Annotated in this window: 23 protein-coding genes and 2 pseudogenes; 11 read left to right on the plus strand and 14 right to left on the minus strand. The window is 69.6% G+C overall.

Annotated features, from left to right (window positions below; all coding sequences use genetic code 11):
* Positions 1–22: 22 nt before the first annotated feature.
* The 12 genes from ACHMXE_RS40725 to ACHMXE_RS40780 all read right to left on the minus strand — a co-directional run bounded on the left by ACHMXE_RS40725 (position 23) and on the right by ACHMXE_RS40780 (position 10,821).
* Positions 23–1,540, minus strand: coding sequence for a sugar ABC transporter ATP-binding protein (locus ACHMXE_RS40725; protein WP_395349226.1), 1,518 nt, complete (start codon positions 1,538–1,540; stop codon positions 23–25).
* A complete protein-coding gene (locus ACHMXE_RS40730; RefSeq protein ID WP_057593974.1) occupies positions 1,537–2,706 on the minus strand; it encodes an ROK family protein in 1,170 nt (389 codons plus the stop codon). Before ACHMXE_RS40730 ends, ACHMXE_RS40725 begins: the two co-directional genes overlap by 4 nt.
* A gap of 251 nt (positions 2,707–2,957) precedes the next feature.
* On the minus strand, positions 2,958–3,377 hold the full coding sequence (locus ACHMXE_RS40735) for a F0F1 ATP synthase subunit epsilon (RefSeq protein WP_057593975.1): 420 nt from the start codon (positions 3,375–3,377) through the stop codon (positions 2,958–2,960).
* Positions 3,378–3,389: 12 nt separating this feature from the next.
* A complete protein-coding gene (gene atpD, locus ACHMXE_RS40740; RefSeq protein ID WP_203203954.1) occupies positions 3,390–4,790 on the minus strand; it encodes a F0F1 ATP synthase subunit beta in 1,401 nt (466 codons plus the stop codon).
* 153 nt (positions 4,791–4,943) lie between these two features.
* Positions 4,944–5,351, minus strand: a complete 408-nt coding sequence (locus tag ACHMXE_RS40745; RefSeq protein WP_203203953.1) for a hypothetical protein — start codon at positions 5,349–5,351, stop codon at positions 4,944–4,946.
* Positions 5,352–5,439: 88 nt separating this feature from the next.
* On the minus strand, positions 5,440–6,315 hold the full coding sequence (gene atpG, locus ACHMXE_RS40750; RefSeq protein ID WP_057593978.1) for a F0F1 ATP synthase subunit gamma: 876 nt from the start codon (positions 6,313–6,315) through the stop codon (positions 5,440–5,442).
* Between the two features lie 21 nt (positions 6,316–6,336).
* Positions 6,337–7,890 carry a F0F1 ATP synthase subunit alpha gene (atpA, locus tag ACHMXE_RS40755; protein ID WP_093350313.1) on the minus strand — a complete coding sequence of 518 codons (1,554 nt, stop codon included), beginning with the start codon at positions 7,888–7,890 and terminating at the stop codon, positions 6,337–6,339.
* Positions 7,891–7,941: 51 nt separating this feature from the next.
* Positions 7,942–8,472, minus strand: a complete 531-nt coding sequence (locus tag ACHMXE_RS40760; protein ID WP_093350310.1) for a F0F1 ATP synthase subunit delta — start codon at positions 8,470–8,472, stop codon at positions 7,942–7,944.
* A 7-nt stretch (positions 8,473–8,479) separates the two neighbouring features.
* On the minus strand, positions 8,480–8,950 hold the full coding sequence (locus ACHMXE_RS40765) for a F0F1 ATP synthase subunit B (RefSeq protein ID WP_093350307.1): 471 nt from the start codon (positions 8,948–8,950) through the stop codon (positions 8,480–8,482).
* 34 nt (positions 8,951–8,984) lie between these two features.
* A complete protein-coding gene (gene atpE / locus ACHMXE_RS40770) occupies positions 8,985–9,248 on the minus strand; it encodes a F0F1 ATP synthase subunit C (protein WP_057593982.1) in 264 nt (87 codons plus the stop codon).
* A gap of 61 nt (positions 9,249–9,309) precedes the next feature.
* Positions 9,310–10,206, minus strand: a complete 897-nt coding sequence (gene atpB / locus ACHMXE_RS40775) for a F0F1 ATP synthase subunit A (protein ID WP_203203951.1) — start codon at positions 10,204–10,206, stop codon at positions 9,310–9,312.
* A gap of 24 nt (positions 10,207–10,230) precedes the next feature.
* On the minus strand, positions 10,231–10,821 hold the full coding sequence (locus ACHMXE_RS40780; protein ID WP_395349227.1) for an ATP synthase subunit I: 591 nt from the start codon (positions 10,819–10,821) through the stop codon (positions 10,231–10,233).
* A 10-nt stretch (positions 10,822–10,831) separates the two neighbouring features.
* Between ACHMXE_RS40780 and ACHMXE_RS40785 the strand changes: the two genes are divergently transcribed.
* The 6 genes and pseudogenes from ACHMXE_RS40785 to ACHMXE_RS40810 all read left to right on the plus strand — a co-directional run bounded on the left by ACHMXE_RS40785 (position 10,832) and on the right by ACHMXE_RS40810 (position 16,691).
* Positions 10,832–11,728: a D-amino acid aminotransferase gene (locus tag ACHMXE_RS40785; RefSeq protein ID WP_395349228.1), complete on the plus strand. Its 897-nt coding sequence runs from the start codon at positions 10,832–10,834 to the stop codon at positions 11,726–11,728.
* Positions 11,725–12,036: a DUF493 family protein gene (locus tag ACHMXE_RS40790; RefSeq protein WP_209546167.1), complete on the plus strand. Its 312-nt coding sequence runs from the start codon at positions 11,725–11,727 to the stop codon at positions 12,034–12,036. The genes ACHMXE_RS40785 and ACHMXE_RS40790 overlap by 4 nt, the downstream gene beginning before the upstream one ends.
* 194 nt (positions 12,037–12,230) lie before the next feature.
* Positions 12,231–13,283 carry an MBL fold metallo-hydrolase gene (locus ACHMXE_RS40795; RefSeq protein ID WP_395349229.1) on the plus strand — a complete coding sequence of 351 codons (1,053 nt, stop codon included), beginning with the start codon at positions 12,231–12,233 and terminating at the stop codon, positions 13,281–13,283.
* Positions 13,280–13,975, plus strand: coding sequence for a lipoyl(octanoyl) transferase LipB (lipB, locus tag ACHMXE_RS40800; RefSeq protein ID WP_209546163.1), 696 nt, complete (start codon positions 13,280–13,282; stop codon positions 13,973–13,975). Before ACHMXE_RS40795 ends, lipB begins: the two co-directional genes overlap by 4 nt.
* 11 nt (positions 13,976–13,986) lie before the next feature.
* A pseudogene (gene lipA / locus ACHMXE_RS40805) lies at positions 13,987–14,971 on the plus strand (lipoyl synthase).
* A 187-nt stretch (positions 14,972–15,158) separates the two neighbouring features.
* Positions 15,159–16,691 carry a class I adenylate-forming enzyme family protein gene (locus ACHMXE_RS40810; RefSeq protein WP_395353022.1) on the plus strand — a complete coding sequence of 511 codons (1,533 nt, stop codon included), beginning with the start codon at positions 15,159–15,161 and terminating at the stop codon, positions 16,689–16,691.
* Here the strand turns inward: ACHMXE_RS40810 and ACHMXE_RS40815 are convergent.
* Positions 16,657–17,007 carry a hypothetical protein gene (locus ACHMXE_RS40815; protein ID WP_395349230.1) on the minus strand — a complete coding sequence of 117 codons (351 nt, stop codon included), beginning with the start codon at positions 17,005–17,007 and terminating at the stop codon, positions 16,657–16,659. The two genes, ACHMXE_RS40810 and ACHMXE_RS40815, sit on opposite strands and share 35 nt — an antisense overlap.
* Before the next feature lie 35 nt (positions 17,008–17,042).
* Entirely contained in the window at positions 17,043–17,276 is a 234-nt protein-coding gene (locus tag ACHMXE_RS40820; RefSeq protein ID WP_395349231.1) for a hypothetical protein, read from the minus strand.
* 80 nt (positions 17,277–17,356) lie between these two features.
* On the opposite strand from ACHMXE_RS40820, the gene ACHMXE_RS40825 reads away from it, so the two are divergent.
* The 5 genes and pseudogenes from ACHMXE_RS40825 (at position 17,357) to ACHMXE_RS40845 (ending at position 22,853) form a co-directional block, all read left to right on the plus strand.
* Positions 17,357–18,190, plus strand: coding sequence for a sensor histidine kinase (locus ACHMXE_RS40825; RefSeq protein WP_395349232.1), 834 nt, complete (start codon positions 17,357–17,359; stop codon positions 18,188–18,190).
* Positions 18,175–19,534 (plus strand): annotated as a pseudogene (locus tag ACHMXE_RS40830) (sigma-54-dependent transcriptional regulator). Before ACHMXE_RS40825 ends, ACHMXE_RS40830 begins: the two are co-directional and overlap by 16 nt.
* 148 nt (positions 19,535–19,682) lie before the next feature.
* The gene (locus tag ACHMXE_RS40835; RefSeq protein ID WP_395349233.1) at positions 19,683–20,438 is read left to right on the plus strand and encodes a hypothetical protein; all 756 of its coding nucleotides are present in this window, start codon (positions 19,683–19,685) and stop codon (positions 20,436–20,438) included.
* 19 nt (positions 20,439–20,457) lie between these two features.
* Complete coding sequence (locus ACHMXE_RS40840) at positions 20,458–21,702, plus strand: MFS transporter (RefSeq protein ID WP_395349234.1); 1,245 nt, start codon at positions 20,458–20,460, stop codon at positions 21,700–21,702.
* A complete protein-coding gene (locus ACHMXE_RS40845; protein WP_203203941.1) occupies positions 21,699–22,853 on the plus strand; it encodes an SLC13 family permease in 1,155 nt (384 codons plus the stop codon). Before ACHMXE_RS40840 ends, ACHMXE_RS40845 begins: the two co-directional genes overlap by 4 nt.
* Positions 22,854–22,887: the final 34 nt, after the last annotated feature.

The following is a 22,887-nucleotide window of genomic DNA, read 5'->3' on the forward strand; positions in this document are numbered from 1 at the left end:
GGGGCCGGGTGTGGGTCGTGGCTCAGTGCGCGCCGGTGGCGTGGGCGATGAGCGCTTCTTCGCTCAGGTGGTCGGCGTCGAGCGTGGCGACCAGCCGGCCCGCGCGCATCACCGCGACGCGGTGGCACAGGCCGATCAGTTCCATGAGCTCGGACGAGATGACGATCACGGCCAGGCCCTCGCGCGCCAGGCGCTGGACCAGGAAGTAGATGTCGCGCTTGGCGCCGACGTCGACGCCGCGCGTGGGCTCGTCGAGCACCACCACGCGCGGGCGCGGCTGCAGCACCTTGGCGAGCGCGAGCTTCTGCTGGTTGCCGCCCGACAGCGACGAGGCCTTGACCTCGAGCGAGCCGGCGCGGATGCCGTAATCCTTGACCGCCTCGGCCAGCGCGCCGCGCTCGGCCTCGGGCTTGAGCCAGGGCGTGGCGTAGCGCTCGAGCGCCATCAGCGTGAGGTTCTGGCGCAGGCCGAAGTGCACGTGCAGGCCCTTGCCCTTGCGGTCCTCGCTCAGGTAGGTGAGGCCGTGCTTCGCGGCATCGCGCGGGCTGCGCCAGCCCTTGCCGTTGGGCACCGCGCGCCCGAGCATCTCGACGCTGCCGGCGGCGGGCCGCAGGCCCAGCAGGCCTTCGAACAGCTCGGTGCGGCCGGCGCCGACCAGGCCCGCGAAGCCGAGGATCTCGCCGGGGCGCACCTCGAAGCTCGCGTCGCGTGCCCAGCCGGGCACGCTGAAACCCTGCACGCGCATCGCGGGCGCCTGCGCGGTGGACACCGGATCGCGCGGCGGATAGAGGTCGGCCAGCTCGCGGCCCACCATCAGGTTGGCCATCTGCTGGCGCGTGACCTCGGCCGTGGGCGAGCGCGCGACGAAGCGGCCGTCGCGCATCACGATCACCTCGTCGGTCACGCGCTCGACCTCGTCGAGCTTGTGCGAGATGTAGACGATGGTCACGCCGTCGGCGCGCAGCTGCGCGATCAGCTTGAACAGGCGCTCGGTCTCGCCGGGCGTGAGCGTGGCGGTGGGCTCGTCCATCACCAGGAGGCGCGCGCGGCGCGCGATGGCCTTGGCGATCTCCACCAGCTGCTTCTCGGCCACGATGAGCCGGCGCACCTTGGTGCGCGGGTCGGCCTGCAGGCCCACGGCCGCCAGCGCGGCGGCGGCCTCGCGCTCCATCGCGGCGTCGTCGAGGAACAGGCCCTTCTTCTTCTCGTGGCCGAGGAAGATGTTCTGCGCGATGCTCAGGTCCTCGGCGAGGTTGAACTCCTGGTGGATCAGCACGATGCCCAGCGCCTCGGCATCGCGCGAGCCGGCGAACTGCTGCGCCTGGCCGTTGATGCGCAGCGTGCCGCCCGTGAGGCCCTCGTAGCCCGAGAGGATCTTCATCAGCGTGGACTTGCCCGCGCCGTTCTCGCCGAGCAGCCCGTAGACCTTGCCGGGCGCGAGCGCGAAGCTCACGCCGTGCAGCACCTGCACCGGGCCGAAGGACTTCCGCACGTCGTCGAATTCGACCGCGACGCTGGTCTTGTCTTGCACTTCGCTCATGGCGCGATTCCCCTCGCCTTGAGGCTCTGCTGCATCGCGAGCACGCCGGCGCCGATCAGGCCGCCCTGCGCGGCCAGCGGCGTGTACTGGATCTCGAGGTGGCGCGTCGACAGCGCGAGCGAGCGCTGGTAGACGCTTTGCCGCACGGCCGCGAGGAACAGCGGGCCGATGCGCGTGATGCCGCCGCCGATGAACACATGCGACGGATTGAAGAAGTTGACGACCGACGCCAGCATCTGGCCGATGAGGTTGCCCGCGCGCTGCACGATGGCATTGGCCGCGGGATCGCCGGCGCGGCTGGCCTGGCCCACGTCGAGGGCCTCGATGCGGCCCTGGCTGCGCAGCACCTCGGCCAGCACGGCGCTCTCGCCGGCCTCTGCCGCCTGCACCGCCATGCGCGTGATCGCGGGGCCGGCCGCCATCGCCTCGACGCAGCCCAGGTTGCCGCAGTGGCAGCGCGGCCCTTCCTGGTCGACGCAGATGTGGCCCACGTCGCCGGCCGAACCGGCGGCGCCGCGGTAGACCTCGCCGTGGCAGACGATGCCGCAGCCGATGCCGGTGCCGATCTTGATGACGAGGAAGTTCGAGAGCGAGCGCTTGAGGCGCCAGAGCTCGCCGAGCGCCATCAGGTTGACGTCGTTGTCGACGAACACCGGCGCGGCGTAGTCCTCGCGCAGGTAGTCGCGGATCGAGAAGCTGTCCCAGGCCGGCATCAGCGGCGGATTGACGAGCTGGCCGATCTCGAAGTTGACCGGCCCGGGCACGCCGATGCCGATGCCGAACACGTCGCGCGCCGTGCGGCCGCAACGGCCGAGCAGTTCGCGCATCAGCGCGCGCACGCGCGCCAGCACGACCGCGGGGCCGTCGCGCACGTCGGCCGCTTCCTCGTGCTGCGCGAGCACCGTGAGGTCGGGCTGCAGCACGGCGACGCCGAGGCTGGTGGCGCCGATGTCGACACCCACGAGCACGCCGAGGTCGGCATGGAGCTGGAGGTTTTCGGGGCGGCGCCCGCCCGAGGAACGTTGCAGGCCGGCTTCGGCCAGGAGGCCCTGCTCGAGCAGCCCGGCGATCAGCGCATTGGCCTTGCTCTTGGAGAAGCCGAGCTCCTCGGCCATGGCATGGCGCGAACCGCCGGCCGACCAGAAGGTGGTCTCCAGCAAACGCATTTCGTCCGCAGTGATGCCGCTCCAGGGTGCCACGCGCGCTTGTCTCCGGTTCTTTGTGGTGACCCGGCGGCATCGAGGCCGTCGGGCGAAGGCGAATACTAGGAGGCCGGCTTCAGCCGGGCAAGGCTTAACTTCGACCATATTCGGATCGAAGACGGCTCGATTCGATCCTGAGGGCCCGCCTCTCGCCGGGGCGGGACGAAAAAAAGCCGCCTCGGTGGGCGGCTTTTTCGAGGAGCAAGCCCGCGGGCTTACTTCTTCTGGCGGTACTTGCGCAGCGCTGCGATCTGCGCGGCCATCACGGCCAGTTCCGATTGCGCCATCGCGATGTCGATGTCGCTCTTGGCGTTCTTCAGCGCTTCCTCGGCGGCGGCCTTGGCCTGGTTGGCCTTCTCGTCGTCGAGGTCCTTGCCGCGGATCGCGGTGTCCGACAGCACGGTCACGGCGTTCGGCTGCACTTCGAGGATGCCGCCGGCGACGAAGACGAACTCCTCGTTGCCGTCGGCCGTTTCGATGCGCACGGCGCCGGGGCGGATGCGCGTGATCAGCGGGGTGTGGCGCGGATAGATGCCGAGCTCACCGGCTTCACCGGGCAGCGCGACGAACCTGGCTTCGCCCGAGAAGATCGACTCTTCCGCGCTGACCACGTCCACATGAATGGTGCCTGCCATGGTGATTCCTTCTTAAGCGACCTTCTTGGCCTTCTCGAACGCTTCGTCGATGCTGCCCACCATGTAGAACGCTTGTTCCGGCAGGTGGTCGGCTTCGCCGTTCACGATCATCTTGAAGCCGCGGATGGTTTCCGACAGCGGCACGTACTTGCCGGGCGAGCCCGTGAACACTTCGGCCACGTGGAAGGGCTGCGACAGGAAACGCTGGATCTTGCGGGCGCGGGCCACGGCGAGCTTGTCGTCGGGCGCCAGTTCGTCCATGCCCAGGATCGCGATGATGTCGCGCAGTTCCTTGTAGCGCTGCAGCGTGCCTTGCACCGACCGGGCCACGTTGTAGTGCTCTTCGCCGACCACGTTCGGGTCGAGCTGGCGCGAGGTCGAGTCCAGCGGATCCACGGCGGGGTAGATACCGAGCGAAGCGATGTCGCGCGACAGCACCACGGTCGAGTCAAGGTGGGCGAAGGTGGTGGCGGGCGACGGGTCGGTCAAGTCGTCGGCGGGCACGTACACGGCCTGGATCGAGGTGATCGAGCCGACCTTGGTCGAGGTGATCCGCTCTTGCAGGCGGCCCATTTCCTCGGCCAGCGTCGGCTGGTAGCCCACGGCGGAAGGCATGCGGCCCAGCAGTGCCGACACTTCGGTACCGGCCAGCGTGTAGCGGTAGATGTTGTCGACGAAGAACAGAACGTCACGGCCTTCGTCGCGGAACGACTCGGCGATGGTCAGGCCGGTCAGCGCCACGCGCAGGCGGTTGCCCGGGGGTTCGTTCATCTGGCCGTAGACCATCGACACCTTCGAGTTCGGCAGGTCGTCGAGATCCACCACCTTGGCGTCCGACATTTCATGATAGAAGTCGTTGCCTTCGCGGGTACGTTCACCCACGCCGGCGAACACCGACAGACCCGAGTGGGCCTTCGCGATGTTGTTGATGAGTTCCATCATGTTCACGGTCTTGCCCACGCCGGCGCCGCCGAACAGGCCCACCTTGCCGCCCTTGGCGAACGGGCACACCAGGTCGATCACCTTGATGCCGGTTTCCAGCAGGTCCTGCGAGGGCGACAGTTCGTCGTACGCGGGCGCCTTGCGGTGGATGGGGGCGGTCAGCTCCTGGCTGACGGGGCCGCGCTCGTCGATGGGCGCGCCCAGCACGTCCATGATGCGGCCGAGGGTGGCCTTGCCGACCGGCACCGTGATGGGTGCGCCGGTGTTGGTCACGATGAGGCCGCGGCGCAGGCCGTCCGACGAGCCCAGTGCAATCGTACGCACCACGCCATCACCGAGCTGTTGCTGCACTTCGAGGGTCAGCGCGCTGCCTTCGAACTTCAAGGCGTCGTACACCTTTGGCATCTGGTCACGCGGGAACTCCACGTCGACCACGGCGCCGATACATTGGACAATTTTTCCTTCAGCCATGGCGTTTCCTTCTGGATGGATTCTCAATAAATTTGCGACAGGTTCTTGCAGAAGCGTCCTGGTGCCAATGCGGGCCGCTTTCGCAAGAATGCCGGCCGGGCCGGCATCCTCGAGGTCAATGACGATGCGTTCGGATCTCTACGCTCGCCGTGCTCAGCACTTCATCGCCGTGGCTTGCGCGGCGAAAGCGTCCGACGCCGCCTTGCAGGCCTGGCCCAGGGCGGCCTTGTCGGCACCCATCGAAGCCCAGGTCGCCTTGGTCTGGTCGAGGCTGGCCTTCATCGCGTCGGCGGCGGCACCGCTTTGCGAGCTGACGCAGGCGCTGACCTTCGTCAGGTAGTCGTTGCACTCTTGCGGCAGGTCGGCGGCCGAAGCCGTCGGTGCTGCTGCAGCCGGTGCCGAAGCGGGCGCTGCCGGTGCCGCGGCGGGAGCCGATGCAGCGGGAGCAGGCGCCGGCGCCGGTGCGGCCGCCGGAGCGGGCGCGGGTGCCGGTGCCTCTTCCTTCTTGGAACAGGCGGTCAGAGCGGCAGCCACGGCTACCAGGGCGAGAAGTTTCTTCATTGAGTCGGGTCCCCTTGTTATGAGCTGGGCCGTTGTCACCGGTCCGCGTACGAACCCGTGGGCAATGTGGCCCTGTGCACTGCCTCGATCAGACGCCCGCCGCTGCGGCCGCGCCCGACACGATTTCCGAAAGCTCCTTCGTGATGCCGGCCTGGCGGGTCTTGTTGTAGACCAGCTTCAGCTCGCTGATCACGTTGCCCGCGTTGTCGGTGGCGGCCTTCATCGCGACCATGCGCGCCGATTGCTCGGACGCCATGTTCTCGGCCACGGCCTGGTAGACCAGCGACTCCACGTAGCGCACCAGCAGCTCGTCGATGACGCTCTGCGCATCGGGCTCGTAGATGTAGTCCCAGGCGTGCTGGCCGCTCTCGACCTGCAGCGTCTCGGAGGCGAGCGGCAGCAGCTGCTCGACCACCGATTCCTGGCGCATCGTGTTGATGAACTTCGTGTAGCACAGGTACACGGCGCTCAGCTTGCCCTCGGCATACGCGTCGAGCAGCACCTTGACCGGGCCGATCAGCTTGTCGAGGTGCGGCGTGTCGCCCAGCTGGGTGACATGCGACACCACGCGGGCGCCGATCCGGTTGAGGAAGCCCAGGCCCTTGTTGCCGATGGCGACCGCCTCGACCGCGTTGCCGGCCGACTGCTGCTCGCGCAGCTTGGCGGTCACGGCGCGCAGCACGTTGGTGTTCATGCCGCCGCACAGACCCTTGTCGGTCGTGACGACGATGAAGCCCGCGGCCTTGGCCTCGTTCTCCTTCATGAACGCGTGCGTGTACTCCGGATTCGCCTGGCCGAGGTTGGCCGCGATGTTGCGGATCTTCTCGCTGTAGGGGCGGGCGGCGCGCATGCGTTCCTGCGCCTTGCGCATCTTCGACGCGGCCACCATTTCCATGGCCTTGGTGATCTTCTTGGTGTTCTCCACCGATTTGATCTTGCCGCGGATTTCCTTACCAGCTGCCATGAGGATTCCTTTGGGGGTCGATCAGGCGAACGACTTCTTGAACGAGGTGATCGCCGCGTGCAGTTCGGCTTCCGAGTCCTTGTCGATCGCCTTGGCCTGTTCGATCTTGTCGAGCAGAGCCGCGTGGCTGGTCTTGAGGAACTGGTGCAGGCCGTGCTCGAAGGCCAGGACCTTCTTGACGTCGAGATCGTCCATGAAGCCCTTGTTGACCGCGAACAGCGACGCGCTCATCAGCGAGATGGACAGCGGGCTGTACTGGGCCTGCTTCAGCAGTTCGGTCACGCGGGCACCGCGGTCGAGCTGCTTGCGGGTGGCTTCGTCGAGGTCGGAAGCGAACTGCGCGAACGCAGCCAGTTCACGGTACTGCGCGAGGTCGGTACGGATACCGCCCGACAGGCCCTTGATCGCCTTGGTCTGTGCCGACGAACCCACGCGCGACACCGAGATACCGGCGTTGATGGCGGGACGGATGCCGGCGTTGAACAGGCTGGTTTCCAGGAAGATCTGGCCGTCGGTGATCGAGATCACGTTGGTCGGAACGAAGGCGGACACGTCGCCGGCCTGCGTTTCGATGATCGGCAGCGCGGTCAGCGAACCGGTCTTGCCCTTGACTTCACCCTTGGTGAAGGCTTCGACGTAGTCGGCGTTCACGCGGGCCGCGCGCTCGAGCAGGCGGCTGTGGAGATAGAACACGTCGCCGGGGTAGGCTTCGCGGCCCGGCGGGCGGCGCAGCAGCAGCGACACCTGACGGTAGGCCACGGCCTGCTTCGACAGGTCGTCATAGACGATCAGGGCGTCCTGGCCGCGGTCGCGGAAGTATTCGCCCATCGTGCAGCCCGAGTAGGCCGACACGTATTGCATGGCGGCCGATTCCGACGCCGATGCGGCCACCACGATGGTGTAGTCCATCGCGCCGGCTTGTTCGAGGGAGCGCACCACGTTCTTGATCGACGAAGCCTTCTGGCCGATCGCGACGTAGACGCAGGTCATGTTCTGACCCTTCTGGTTGATGATCGCGTCGATCGCCACGGCGGTCTTGCCGGTCTGGCGGTCGCCGATGATCAGCTCGCGCTGGCCACGGCCGACGGGCACCATCGAGTCGATCGACTTGAGGCCGGTCTGCATCGGCTGGTCGACGGACTTCCGTGCGATCACGCCCGGGGCGACCTTCTCGATCACGTCGGTCATCTTGGCGTTGATCGGACCCTTGCCGTCGATCGGCTGGCCCAGCGCGTTGACCACGCGGCCGATGAGCTCGGGGCCCACCGGCACTTCCAGGATGCGGCCCGTGCACTTGACGGTGTCGCCTTCGGAGATGTGCTCGTACTCGCCCAGAATCACGGCGCCGACGGAATCGCGCTCGAGGTTCAGCGCCAGGCCGTACGACGGGACGCCGTCGGCCGTGGGCGGGAACTCGAGCATTTCGCCCTGCATCGCGTCCGACAGGCCGTGCACGCGCACGATGCCGTCGGTCACCGACACCACGGTGCCCTGGTTACGGATGTCTGCGCTGACGCCAAGCCCTTCGATGCGGCTCTTGATCAGCTCGGAAATTTCTGCGGGATTGAGTTGCATGACTCTTTTCCTTCTTTCAATAAATAGGGCTTACCGCGGCGACAGACCGCCTCAGGCGGTGAGCGCAGCTTTCATTTGTTCGAGCCGGGCCTTGACGGACATGTCGAGCACCTCGTCGCCGACCACGGCACGGATGCCGCCGATCAGCTCGGGATCGATCGCGACGCTCGTCTTGAGCTTGCGACCGAAACGGCGCACGAGCGCCGCCTCGATGTCCTGCAGCGCGGCGCCTTCGATCGGGAAGGCGCTGTAGATCACCGCATCGGACGAACCGCTGCTGGCGTTCTTGAGGGCACGGAACTGGACCGCCACCTCGGGAACGGCCGCGAGGCGGCCGTTGTCGAGAACGGTGCGCAGGAAGTTCGTGCCGAGGTCCGGCAGCGGCTGGGACAACAGGCCGGCGACCAGGCCGACGACCTGCTCGGGCGCGACCTTGGGATTGGCCGCGAACTGCAGCAGCTGCGGGTTCCCGACGACCGCGGCCAGCTGGTCGATCCAGCCGGTGGTGGCGTCGAGGTTGCCGGCACTGGCCTGGAACAGCGCTTCAGCGTAGGGACGGGCAATGGTCGCGAGTTCGGCCATGTCGTCCTCAGAGCTCGGTCTTCAGGCGCTGGAGCAGGTCGGCATGGACGCCGGCATCGACTTCCTTGCGGAGGATCTGCTCGGCACCCTTGACGGCCAGCGCGGCAACCTGCTCGCGCAGCGCTTCGCGGGCGCGCACGGTCTGCTGCTCGGCCTCGTCGCGGGCAGCCGCGACGATCTTGTTGGCCTCTTCGTTCGCACGGCCCTTGGCTTCTTCGATGATCTGCTGGGCGCGGCGCTCGGCGTCGGCAAGACGGCTGGCGGTCTCGGTGCGAGACGCCGACAGTTCCTGTTCGACGCGCTGGTTGGCGGACTGCAGTTCGGCCTTGGCCTTGTCGGCGGCCGCCAGGCCCGCGGCGATCTTTTGTGCCCGGTCATCCAAAGCCTTCGCGATCGGCGGCCACACGAATCTCATCGTGAACAGCACGAGCAACAGGAAGACGATGGCCTGAACGAACAGGGTCGCGTTGATACTCACGGCAACACCTTTCTAGAGTGGCGTTGAAACCGGATTACTTCGGCAGGGCGGACAGGAAGGGGTTGGCGAACGCGAACAGCAGGGCGATGGCCACGCCGATCAGGAAGGCCGCGTCGATCAGACCGGCCAAGATGAACATCTTGGTCTGCAGGTCGTTCATCAGCTCGGGCTGACGGGCCGACGATTCCAGAAACTTGCCACCCATCAGGGCGATACCGATCGATGCACCGATAGCGCCGAGACCGACGATCAGACCACAGGCGAGGGCAACGAGACCGAGAACGTTGGATGCTTCCATGATGACTCCTTAGATTTAACTGGATGAATGCAAAAGAAAAAGAACGAAAGGGAACCGAGCCTCAGTGGGCCTCATGAGCCTGGCCCAGATAAATGAGCGTCAGCATCATGAAAATGAATGCCTGGAGCGTGATCACCAGAATGTGGAAGATCGCCCAGACAGTACCGGCAATGACGTGGCCCACTGGCAACAGCACTCCCGAGAACGACGCAGCCATCGCACCACCCATGAGCGCGATCAGCATGAAAACGAGTTCGCCCGCGTACATGTTGCCGAACAGCCGCATGCCATGCGACACGGTCTTGGCCACGTACTCGATGATCTGCATGAGCAGGTTGACGATGCCGAGGATCACGGCAAACACGGGGTTCTTGCTGGTGCCGAACGGCGCGGTCACCAGTTCGTGCGCCCAGCCGCCGGCGCCCTTGATCTTGATGCTGTAGAGCAGGCACAGCAGCAGCACGGAGGTCGACAGGCCCAGCGTGGTGGACAGGTCGGCCGTGGGCACGGCGCGCATGTACGCGTGGTGCGGATCGTGGCCGGCAACTTCATGCAGCTTCGCCCAGATGGCCGGCAGCAGATCCACCGGCAGCATGTCCATCGCGTTGAGCAGGAAGATCCAGACGAACACTGTGAGCGCGAGCGGCGCAATGAACTTGCGGCTCTTGGCGTTGTGGATGTTGGCCTTGGTCTGGTTGTCGACCATCTCGACCAGGATCTCGACCGCGGCCTGGAAGCGGCCCGGCACGCCCGACGAGGCCTTGCGCGCGGCCAGCCACAGCACGAAGCAACCCAGCGCGCCGATGATCAGCGCATACAGGATCGAGTCGAGATTGATGATGTTGAAGTCGACGATCGACTTCTGCACCACGGGATTGAGATTCCAGTCGACCTGCCAATGTTGGAGGTGGTGAACGATGTACTCACTCGCAGTCGGTGCGTGTCCTTCGGCGGCCATCTTCAGCGTCTCTTTTTAAACAAGTCAAATCCGGTTCAACAACCTGGGCCGCACCACGAGTGCGATCCAGTACGTCTTCAGGGCGGCGATCACGCCAGCGACCAGCGCCAGCCAGTTCAGCCCTCCGACCAGCCACGGCGCCGCAACCAGCATGGCCACGGTCAGCACGATCTTGATCGACTCCCACACAAAAAACCTCAGCATGGCAGCGGACTGTGACACTGCTCCCGTTCCGCGCCGTACGCCTCGAACGAACAGCGCCGCCGGCAAGGCCACCGCGATCGCTCCGTAGAGCCCCGACACGGCGGCCGACGACAGTCCCGTCCACACCCATGCAACTCCCGCCACGATCACTCCCAAGGCCACTTGGGCCCCGATCACCCACCAGGGCGACAGTTCGGGATTTTGCTCGCGCAGCCGCCGCGCCTCTTCGGACGTGAGCGGCTCGAAATCAGAGATTTCGACCTCGGGTTCGGCTTCGGGGGTCCTGGTTGTCATTTGGAATGCGAACCCCTTGCCTGCCGAGAATTCTACAAAGCCTCTGATTATAAGGACAAACCCGCCCCGATCCGGACATCTTGGGCGCACAAGCGACACATTGGGGACGGCGCTCATAATTTGCGCCATGCAAGCCCTGCCCGCCACCCTGTGCCATCTCGATGGCGACTACCTTCCGCTGCGCGACGCGAAGATCAGCGTCCTCGATCGCGGCTTCATCTTCGGCGACGGCATCTACGAAGTGATCCCGGCCTATGACGGCCACCTGTTCTGCCTCGACGAGCACCTGGCCCGGCTCGAGCGTTCGCTCGCCGAGGTCCGCATCCCGAACCCGCACGACCGCGAGGGCTGGCGCGCCCTGGCGCAGCGGCTCGTGGACTCGGCCGCGAACGAGGCGACCGTTTCAGTCTACATCCAGGTCACGCGCGGGGTCGCGCCGCGCGACCACGCGATGGTCCAGGGCATCGCGCCCACCGTCTTCGCGATGGTCAATCGGCTCACCCTGCCGAATGAAGCGGCGCGCACGAACGGCGTGAAATGCGTGACGGCCGACGAGTTCCGCTGGGCCAAGGCGCACATCAAGAGCACCAGCCTGCTGGGTGCGGTGATCGCGCGCCAGATCGGCGTCGACGCGGGCGCGACCGAGACCGTGATGTTCCGCGACGAATGGCTCAGCGAGGCGGCCTCGAGCAACGTCTGGGTGGTCAAGGACGGCACCGTGTACGGCCCGCCGCGCGACAACCTGGTGCTGACCGGCATCCGCTACGGCCTGCTCGAGCGCCTGTGCGCCGAGCGCGGCATCCCGTTCGTGCTGCGGCGCATCGCGCGCGAGGAGGTGTTCGCGGCCGACGAGCTGATGATCTCCTCGGCCACCAAGGAGGTGCTGCCGGTGACGCTGCTCGACGACCGGCCCATTGGCAATGGCCGACCCGGCCCCATCTACCAGAGCTTGTACGCGGCCTACCAGGAGGCCAAGCGACACAACGCACAGGCGCAGCAGCCGCCACGAGGAGTATCCGCATGAGCACCGACCGTCCCGACACGCCCGCCACCGACGCCGTCACCGATCCGCGCAAGGATTCGCTGATCGAGTACCCCTCGCAGTTCCCGATCAAGGTGATGGGTGCGAAGGTCGACGGCTTCGTGCACGCGATCACCCAGATCGCCGAGCGCTTCGACCCGACGTTCGACGCCACCACCGTCGAGCTGCGCGACAGCAAGGCCGGCAACTACCTCGGCGTGACGATCACCGTGACCGCCACCAGCCGCGAGCAGCTAGACGACATCTACCGCGCCCTGTCCTCGCACCCGATGGTCAAGGTCGTGCTCTGAGCACGGGCGAGCGATGCCGCGTTGTGCGCTGACACGCTGGCGGCACCTCGCGGCCGCGCTGTGCGCGGGCGGCCTGGCGGTGGCCTGCTCCACCGCCCCCCAATCCCTACTACTACGCGAGCCGCCCGCACCACCGCCCCGACGGCTTCCAGGACAACTACGTCGAGTTCCAGCCCAAGAACTTCTTCATCGACGTGCTGGTGCGCTGGCAGATCCCGTCGTGGTTCAAGGGCCTGCCGAAGGCGCCCGAGGCGCCGCCGCCGGTGGTCAAGCCCGAGCTCGCGCTGCTGCGCGCCAACGCCACGGCGCAGCCGATGCGCCCCACCGCCACCTTCATCGGCCATGCCACCGTGCTGGTGCAGCTGCCGACCGCGAACGGCGGCCTCAACCTGCTGACCGACCCGGTGTTCGGCGAACGCGCCTCGCCGGTCTCGTTCGCGGGCCCGAAGCGCTTCCAGCCGCCGGGCCTGGCGCTGGCCGAGCTGCCGCGCATCGACCTGGTGCTGATCAGCCACAACCACTACGACCACCTCGACGAGGCCAGCGTGAAGGCGCTCGCCGCGCAGGCCGGCGGATCGCCGCTGTTCGTGGTGCCGCTGGGCATCGCCCCCTGGCTGGCCGAGCGCGGCATCGCCAACGCGGTCGAGCTCGACTGGTGGGACAGCCTCGAGCTGCCGGCCGGCACCGGCGCCGGCAGCGCCCCGCCGCAGGCTTCGCAGGTGCGCATCCAGCGCAACGGCGCGGGCCTCGCGACCACGACGGACGCCACCCAGGTCTTCCTCACGCCCGCCCAGCACTGGAGCGCGCGCGGCCTCGGCGACCGCCTCAAGACGCTGTGGGGCGGCTTCGCCGTGCTGTCGCCGAAGCTGCAGCTCTTCTATTCGGGCGACACCGGCTATTCGCGCGACTTCGCCGACATCCAGGCCCGCTTCGCGCCGCGCCAGGGCCGGAGCCAGGGCGGCGGCTTCGACCTCGCGCTGCTGCCCGTGGGCGCCTACGAGCCACGCTGGTTCATGAAGGACCAGCACGTGAATCCCGAGGAGAGCGTGCGCATCCACCGCGAACTCGGCGCCAAGCGCAGCCTGGGCGTGCACTGGGGCACCTTCGCGCTGACCGACGAGGCGCTCGACCAGCCGCCGCGCGACCTCGCCGCCGCGCGCCAGGCCCAGGGCGTGGCCGCCGACGATTTCTTCACGCTCGCCATCGGCGAGACCCGCACCCTGCCCGAGCGGCAGCCCCCACGATGAGCACCGACACCGCAGCGCCCCCCATCGCCCTCGACTGGCAAGGCCGCGTCGACTACGCCGCCACCTTCGCCGCGATGAAGCAGTTCACGCTGGAACGCACGCCCGACACGCCCGATGCGCTATGGATTTGCGAGCACGCGCCGGTCTTCACGCAGGGCATCGCGGGCCGCCAGGACCACATCCTCAACCCCGGCGAGATCCCCGTGGTGCAGACCGACCGCGGCGGCCAGGTCACCTTCCATGGCCCGGGCCAGGTGGTGGCCTATCCGCTGATCGACCTGCGCCGCGCGGGCTACTTCGTCAAGGAATACGTCTACCGGCTCGAGGAAGCGGTGCTGCGCACGCTGTCGCATTTCGGCGTCACCGGCCACCGCGTGGCCGGCGCGCCCGGCATCTACGTGCGCCTGGACGACCCGTTCTCGCATGCCGCCCTCACCGGCCCGCGGCCCGCGCACGACCCGTTCCGCGGCCTCGGCAAGATCGCCGCGCTGGGCATCAAGGTCAGCCGCCACGCCACCTACCACGGCGTGGCGCTCAACGTCGCGATGGACCTCGAACCCTTCTCGCGGATCAACCCTTGCGGCTACGCCGGGCTGCAAACGGTCGACCTTTCTACAATCGGCGTCCAATCCACATGGGAAGAAGCCGCCGCCGTGCTGGGCCGCAAGCTCGGTACTTTCCTGGCGCCTTGACGAGAACTCCAATGAGCACCACCGAAGTCGTCCGCGACGCCCAGAGCGCCGAAACCTACAACCCGCTGGCCAAGCAGAAGGCCGCGGCCAAGCTCTCGCGCATCCCCGTCAAGGTGATCCAGCAGGGCGAGGTGCTCAAAGAAGCCCGAGTGGATCCGCGTCAAGGCCGGCAGCCCGACCACGCGCTTCTACGAGATCAAGCAGATCCTGCGCGAGAGCAACCTGCACACGGTCTGCGAGGAAGCCTCGTGCCCCAACATCGGCGAATGCTTCGGCAACGGCACCGCCACCTTCATGATCATGGGCGACAAGTGCACGCGGCGCTGCCCCTTCTGCGACGTGGGCCACGGCCGCCCCGATCCGCTCGACAAGGACGAGCCGCTGAACCTCGCGAAGACCATCGCCAAGCTGCGCCTGAAGTACGTGGTGATCACCAGCGTCGACCGCGACGACCTGCGCGACGGCGGCAGCCAGCACTTCGTCGACTGCATCCGCAACATCCGCGAGCTCTCGCCGATGACGCAGATCGAGATCCTGGTGCCCGACTTCCGCGGCCGCGACGACCGCGCGCTCGAGATCCTCAAGGCCGCGCCGCCCGACGTGATGAACCACAACCTCGAGACCGCGCCGCGCCTGTACAAGGAAGCGCGCCCGGGCAGCGACTACCAGTTCAGCCTCAACCTGCTGAAGAAGTTCAAGGCGCTGCACCCCGACGTGCCGACCAAGAGCGGCATCATGGTCGGCCTCGGCGAGACCGACGAGGAGATCCTGCAGGTGATGCGCGACATGCGCGCCCACGACATCGACATGCTGACCATCGGCCAGTACCTGTCGCCGTCGGGCTCGCACCTGCCGGTGCGCCGCTACGTGCATCCCGACACCTTCAAGATGTTCGAGGAAGAGGCCTACAAGATGGGCTTCTCCCACGCGGCCGTCGGCGCGATGGTGCGCTCGAGCTACCACGCGGACCAGCAGGCACACGCGGCCGGCGTCTGAGCCGCGCGAGCCCCCTGCGCAGAGCGGCCTCCGGGCCGCTTTTTTCATGGCGCGGCCCGTCGCCTCGGGCTCACCGGGCGCGGGGCATCTTCGCTATCCTGCACGGCCGGCAACGACCGAGGATCCGACCTTGCAGCAATCCGCTTCCGCTTCTTCCGCTTCTTCCGACGCTTCCTTTCAGGCCCTGATGGAGCGCGACTTCGGCGTGATCGCCGACCTGATCCGCTTCCACGCGCACAACACCCCCGAGCGCCCCGCGCTCGCCGATGCCGCGCAGCAACTCGACTACCGCGCGCTCGACGCGCTGATGGACCGCATCGCCGCCAGCCTGCAGCGCGACGGCCTGCGCGCCGGCGACGCGATCGCGGTCTGCGCCGCCTCGTCGGTGAACTACGCGGCCGTGTTCCTCGGCGCGCTGCGCGCGGGCGTGGCGGTGGCGCCGCTGGCCCCGGGCTCCACGCCGGCCAGCCTGGCGCGCATGATCTCGGACGCCGATGCGCGCCTCCTCTTCGCCGACGCGGGCGCGGCCGAGGTGATCGGTGCGGCGCAGCCCGGCGGCATCGCGCGCGTGGCGCTCGACGGCTCGGCCATCGGCCGCTCGCTGGCCGACTGGCTCGCGCCCGAAGGCGCCACGCCCGAGCCCGCCGACGTGCAGCCCGGCACGGCCTTCAACATCATCTATTCCTCGGGCACCACGGGCGAGCCCAAGGGCATCGTGCAGGGCCACGGCATGCGCTGGGCCCATGTGCAGCGCGGCGCCAAGTACGCGTACGACAGCCACACCGTCACGCTGCTGTCGACGCCGCTGTACTCGAACACCACGCTGGTCGTGTTCTTCCCCACGCTGGCCTTCGGCGGCTGCGTGGTGCTGATGCCCAAGTTCGACGCGCTCGGCTACCTGCAGCTGGCCGAACGGCACCGCGTGACCCACACCATGCTGGTGCCGGTGCAGTACCAGCGGCTGATGGCGCATCCGCGCTTCGACGCGCACGACCTCTCGGCCTACCGCTTCAAGTTCAGCACCAGCGCGCCCTTCAATGCCGCGCTCAAGGCCGACGTGCTCGCGCGCTGGCCCGGCGGGCTGATCGAGTTCTACGGCATGACCGAGGGCGGCGGCACCTGCATCCTCGAGGCCCACCTGCATCCGACCAAGCTGCACACCGTGGGCCAGCCGGCACCGGGCAGCGACATCCGGCTGATCGACGAGGAAGGCCGCGAGCTGCCGGCCGGCAACACCGAGGTGGCCGGCGAGGTGGTCGGCCACTCGGCCGGCATGATGACCGGCTACCACCGCCAGCCCGAGAAGACGCGCGAGGCCGAGTGGTTCGACGCGACGGGCAAGCGCTTCATCCGCACAGGCGACGTGGGGCGCTTCGACGCCGACGGCTTCCTCACGCTGTTCGACCGCAAGAAGGACATGATCATCAGCGGCGGCTTCAACATCTACCCGAGCGACCTCGAGGCGGTGCTGCGCTGCCATGCGGCGGTGGCCGACGTGGCGGTGGTCGGCGTGCCCTCCGAGCAATGGGGCGAGACGCCGATGGCCTTCGTGGTGCGCCGCGAGGGCGATGCCACCGCCGCCGAGGCGCTGCTGCAATGGGCCAATGCCCAGGTCGGCAAGACGCAGCGGCTCGCGGGCCTGGAACTGATCGACGAGCTGCCGCGCAGCGCGATCGGCAAGGTGCTCAAGCGCGAGCTGCGAGAACGCGTTCGCGGCTGACGCGCCGCGCACCGAAGACCGGGCAGGATCGCGGCAGATGAAATCGCTGCGCGGTCAACTGGTCTTCTTCTGGGTGCTGCTGCTCGGCATGTGCGCGGCGCTCGCGGTCGTGATGTTCACGCTCTACCGCAGCAGCGCGGGCGCCCAGGTGGCGGCCGGGCGCGCCGCCACCGAGCAGTCCTGCCGCGCGATCGCGGCGCGCTACGCCAAGTCGATCACCGCGCCCGCGCCGCCGCGGCCCGAGGTCGACCTGCTGCGCGTGCTGCTGCAGCTCGTGCTGATCGAGGCGCCGCATGTCGAGGGCGGCGTCTGGCATGCGGTCGACGGCCCGCTGGCCTACGCCTACCCGACCTACGAGGGCAGCGGCGTCAAGCGCGACGTGCCCGCGGCCGAGCAGCCGCTGATCGCCCAGCTGGCGCAGCTCGCGGCGCGCACCCGCCAGCCGCAGACCGACGTGGTGCGCGGCAGCCGCGAGGCGCTGATCGTCTCGGCCTGCCCGCTGCCGGCGCCGGCCGACGACCTCGCGGCCTGGACCATGACGCGCACCAGCGGCGGCGCGCTCGCGGCCCAGGACAGCCTGCGCACCGGGCTCGGCGCGCTGCTGTTGCTGGTGCTGGCCTCGGGCCTGTGGCTCGGGCTCGATCCTGCTGCGCGGGCTGCGCCACGTGCAGCGCCTCGAGGGCCGGCTGGCGCAGGCCGACGCCGACGGCGACGCCATGCCCGAGCTGCCGCGCACCGGCGTGCGCGAGCTCGACCGCATCGTCGACGGCTTCAACCGCTATCGGCTGCGCTTCGAGGAGGCGCGCGCCCACCTGCGCGCGGCCGCCCAGCAGCGCAGCCGCGACCAGCGGCTGGCCGCGCTGGGCCGCATGACGGGCGGCATCGCGCACGAGATCCGCAACCCCATCGCCACCATGCGGCTGAAGGCCGAGAACGCGCTGGCCGCCTCGCCCGAGCGACAAGGCCCGGCGCTGCAGGCCATCGTCGGCCAGATCGACCGGCTCGACGCTCTGGTGCAGAGCCTGCTCGCGCTGGTGCAGCCCGTGACGCTGGCGCCGATGCCGGTGCCGCTCGCGCGCTGGCTCGAGGAACGGCTGGCGGCCGTGGCGCCGAAAGCGGAAGCCGCGGGCGTGCGGCTCGTGCTGCGGCACGAGGCGCCCGCGAGCGCCGTGTTCGACCCCGTGCACCTGGCGCGCGCCATCGACAACCTGCTCGACAACGCCGTGCGCCATGCGCCGCGCGGCGGCGAGGTCGTGCTCGCGGCCGCGCAGCCCGATGCGCGCACGCTCGCGCTGCGCGTCGACGACGACGGAGCGGGCGTGCCCGAGTCGCTGCAGGCCAGCCTGTTCGAGCCCTTCGCCACCGGCCGCGCCGACGGCACCGGCCTGGGCCTGGCGCTGGCGCGCGAGGTGGCGCTGGCGCATGGCGGCGAGCTGCGCCACCTGCCGCTGGCGCCGGGCACCCGTTTCGAACTGGAGCTTCCATGGCGCACCTCCTGATCGTCGACGACGACGATGCCTTCCGCGACACGCTGGCCGGAAACCCTCGAGGGCCTGGGCCACGGCGTGACGGCCGTGGCCGGCGGCGCCGAGGCCATCGAAGTGCTCGCGCACACGCGCTTCGACGCCGTGTTCCTCGACCACCGCATGCCCGGCATGGACGGCCTGCAGACGCTCTCGGCGCTGCGCGCCCGCGCGGGCAGGCTGCCGCCAGTGATCGTGCTGACCGCGTTCTCGAGCGCGGGCAACACCATCGAGGCGATGCGCCTGGGCGCCTTCGACCACCTGGCCAAGCCGATCGGCCGCGAGGCGGTGCGCGAGGTGCTCGAGCGCGCGCTGCAGCAGCGCACGGCGACTGCCCCCTCGGCCGCGCCCGACGACGCGGACGACGCCGAACTGATCGGGCCGAGCGAAGCCATGCGCGAGGTGCACAAGCGCATCGGCCTGGCGGCCGCCAGCGCGATGCCGGTGCTGGTGCTCGGCGAGACGGGCACCGGCAAGGAGATGGTGGCGCGCGCGCTGCACCGCCATTCGGCGCGCGCCGGCGGGCCCTTCGTGGCCATCAACTGCTCGGCCATCCCGAAGGAGCTGCTCGAGAGCGAGCTGTTCGGCCATGTGCGCGGCGCCTTCACCGGCGCCACCGGCGAGCGGCTCGGCTGCTTCCGCGCGGCCGACGGCGGCGTGCTGCTGCTCGACGAGATCGGCGACATGGCGCTCGACGTGCAGGCCAAGATGCTGCGCGCGCTGCAGGAAGGCGAGGTGACGCCGCTGGGCGGGCACCGCACGGTGAAGGTCGACGTGCGCGTGGTCGCCGCGACCCATCGCGACCTGCGCATGGCCGTGCGCGAAGGTCGCTTTCGCGAGGACCTGCTGTACCGGCTCGACGTGCTGTCGATCCGCCTGCCGCCGCTGCGCGAGCGGCTGGCCGACATCATCCCGCTGGCCGAGCACTTCCTGCGCCGCGCGGTTCCGCGCGACGCGACCGAGCCGCCGAAGTCGCTGTCGGCCGAGGCGGCCCGGCGCCTGCTCGGCCATCCCTGGCCCGGCAACGTGCGCGAGCTGCGCAACGCGATGGAGCGCTGCCAGGCGCTGGTGCGGCACCGCGTGATCGGCGAGGCCGACCTGGCCGCCGCGCTGGGTGCCGCGCCGGCCGCCGATGCCGCGCCGACGCTGCCCGCGGACTGGCTCGAGGGCGAGCTGCCGGTGGCCGTCGAGAGGCTGGAGCGGCTGCTGATCGCGCATGCGCTCGCGCAGGCGCAGGGCAACCGGGCCGAGGCGGCGCGCCGGCTCGGCATCCACCGCCAGTTGCTCTATCGCAAGCTGACGCAGTACGGCCTCGAGTGACGCGGTGTCCGAAAAGCGGACGCCCGCTGTCCCCGGATCATCCGGATGCCGCCGCGGCGGCACTCGCAAGTCGTTGATATCAAAGGGTTTCGGTGCTGGCACGTTGCGTGAGATGTCCTGGGGACATCCAACCCGCAAGGAGCTTCCCGTGACAGTCCGCACCCCTTTCCTCGCCGCCGCCTTCCTGCTCGCGGGCGGCTCGGCCTTCGCCCAGCTGCCGCCCCCGCCGCCCGGCGCCCCGCTGCCGCCGGGCCCCGTGGCCGCGGCCGCCGCGCCCGAGGCCGGCACGGTCGTCACCGGCCGCGTGCAGCGCTTCCTGCTCAACCCCGGCGGCGAGGCCGATGGCCTGCTGCTGGCCGACGGCACCCAGGTCGCGTTCCCGCCGCACCTGTCGGCCGACGCGATGCAACTGCTGCAGCCCGGCGACACGGTGCAGGTCGGCGGCTGGCGCGCGCCCGGCGTGCCGGTGCTGCGCATGCGCTCGCTCGAAACCAAGGGCCGCAGCCTGGTCGACACCCCGCCCGCGCCCGGCATGGCGCCGCCGCGGCCGCCGCGCGATCCGGGCGCGCTCGATGCGCTGAGCGCGCAGGGCCGCATCGAGCGCCTGCTCTACACCGACCGCGGCGACGTGCGCGGCGTGCTGCTGGCCGACCAGACCATCGTGCGCTTCCCGCCGCATGTGGGCGCGATGTACCGCGACCAGCTGAAGCCGGGCGCCGAACTCCATGCGCGCGGCTGGGGCACGCGCGGCGCGCAGGGCACGGCGCTCGAGGCCACCGGCCTGGGCCCGACGGCGGACACGGTCGCCGAGGTGCTGCGCGGTCCGCGTCCGGGCGCAGGCCCTGGCGCGGGTCCTGGCGTGGGCCCGGGTCCGCGCCCCGCCCCGCGCGGCCCGGCTTCCTGATCTTCGGCCTCGCCCCGCCATGACGACCGCGCCCTCCCGCCGCAGCCTGCGCGCCCTCGATGCGCTGGCCTTCTTCGCACCCGACATCCAGGGCGGCGTCGGCCCGTTCCTGGTGGTCTTCATGGCCGGCACCTTGGCCTGGGATCCGCAACGCATCGGCAGCGTGATGTTCGTCTCGGCGCTGGTCGGGCTGGCGGTGCAGGCGCCGGCCGGCGCGCTGATCGACAGCGTGCGCCGCAAGCCGCGCTGGATCGCGGGCGCGGTCGCGCTGATCGCCTTGTGCCTGGTGGCGATGGCCCAATGGCCGCTCTACGGCACCATCCTCGCGGGCCAGTCGCTGATCGGCGCCGCGGGCACGCTGGTCGCGCCCGCCCTCGCGGCCACCAGCCTCGGCATGGTGGGCCGCGCCGGCCTCGACGCGCGCATCGGCCGCAATGCCGCGATCACCGCGGCCGGCACGGTGCTGTGGGCGCTGGGCACCGGCTGGGTCGGCCATGCCTTCGGGCCGCGCGCGATGTTCTTCTATGCGGTGGCGATGGCGCTGCCGACCATCGCGGCGGCGCTGCTGATCCGCGACCGCGACGTCGACCCGCGGCTGGCGCGCGGCGCCGACGCGCCATCCGAGGATGCCGCCCCGGGCACCGTCCGCTGGCACGACCGCCGCCTCGTCGTGCTGCTGGCCTGCGCCTTCCTGTTCCACCTCGCCAATGCCGCGATGCTGACGCTGGTCGCGCAGAAGGTCGGTTCGCGCACCGGCGCCGCGGCCACGCTGTGGCTGTCGGCCGGCGTGATCGTCACGCAGCTGGTGACCATCCCGATCGCGATGGCGGTCGGACGCTGGGCGCCGCGGCTCGCGCGCAAGCCGGTGTTCCTGGTCGGCTTCGCGGTGCTGCCGGTGCGCGGGCTGCTCTACCTGCTGGCCGACAGCCCCGCCGCGCTGCTCGCGCTGCAGGTGCTCGACGGCATCGGCGCGGGCATCTTCGGCGTGATGCTGACGCTGATGATCGGCGACCTCACGCGCGGCAGCGGCCACTTCAACTTCGCGCTCGGCCTGGGCGCGGCCTGCGTCGGGCTGGGCGCGGCGCTCAGCAACCTGCTGGCGGGCAGCATCGCGCACGCGGCCGGCTACGGCAGCGCCTTCGTCGTGCTCGCGGCCATCGCCGCCGCGGCGCTCGCGCTGTTCGCGCTCGCCATGCCCGAAACTCGGGGGCGGGACGCGCGCACCGCGCACGCTCCCGCCGCCCTGACCACCGCCGCCCCATGACCAAAGACACCGCCGCGTCCGCCCTGCCCCCCGCCACCGCCGCCGCGGACACCGCCCCGCCGCACGAGGGCGGCGGCAACGGGCTGCTGTGGGTGCTGGTGGCGGTGGCGGTGCTGTTCGCCTTCGTGCGACCGCGCGCGCCGCTCGACTGGCTCCAGTTGATCGACTGGCAGACCGTGGGCGCGCTCGCGGGCCTGCTCGCGATCACGCAGGGCGTGGAGAAGAGCGGCGTGCTGCAGTCGGCCGCGCAGCGCCTGCTGGCGCGCACCACCAACCTGCGCCAGCTCGCGCTGCTGCTCGTGGCCAGCGCGGCCGTGCTGTCGGCGCTGGTCACCAACGACGTGAGCCTGTTCCTGCTGGTGCCGCTCACGCGCGTGCTCGCCACCCAGGCGCACCTGCCGCTGGCGCGGCTGGTGGTGCTGGAGGCGCTGGCGGTCAACGCGGGCTCGGCGCTCACGCCGATCGGCAATCCGCAGAACCTCTACCTGTGGCACCGCAGCGGCGAGAGCTTCGCGGGCTTCATGGGCATGATGGCGCCCACCGTGGGCGTGATGCTGTTCTGGCTGTTCGCCGCCGTCTGGCTGCTGGTGCCGCGCACCGCCATCGCGCTCAAGCCGGCGGCCGACAGCGCGCCGGTGCAGCCGCGGCTGCTGGCGCTGTCGGGCCTGCTGTTCGTGGGCTTCGTGGTCGCGCTCGACCGGCACTGGCTGGCCGCGGGCCTGGCGGTGGTGTTCGGCGCCTACCTGCTGTTCCAGCGCCGCGTGCTGCGCGACGTCGACTGGGCGCTGCTCGCGATCATCGCGCTGATGTTCGTCGACCTGCGCCAGCTCGCCGAGCTGCCCTTCATCGCCGCGCTGATGACGCAATGGCCGATCGCCGAGGGCTGGCGCGCCTACCTGGCGGCGATCGTGAGCTCGCAGTTCATCAGCAACGTGCCGGCCACCATCCTGCTCGACCGCTACGTGCACGATCTGCCGGCGCTGGCCGCCGGCGTGAGCGTGGGCGGCTTCGGCTGCGTGCTGGGCTCGCTCGCCAACCTGATCGCGCTGCGGCTCGCGAAGCTGCCCAACGGGCTGCGCGAGTTCCATCGCCTGAGCGTGCCCTTCCTCTTGGTGTGCGCGGCCTCGGCGCTGCTGCTGCGGCTGGGGTGACGGCGCGCAGTGGCGGCACCGGATGCGTGCGTGC

This window comes from Variovorax sp. UC122_21 (genome assembly GCF_044056785.1).
Lineage (GTDB): Bacteria > Pseudomonadota > Gammaproteobacteria > Burkholderiales > Burkholderiaceae_C > Variovorax.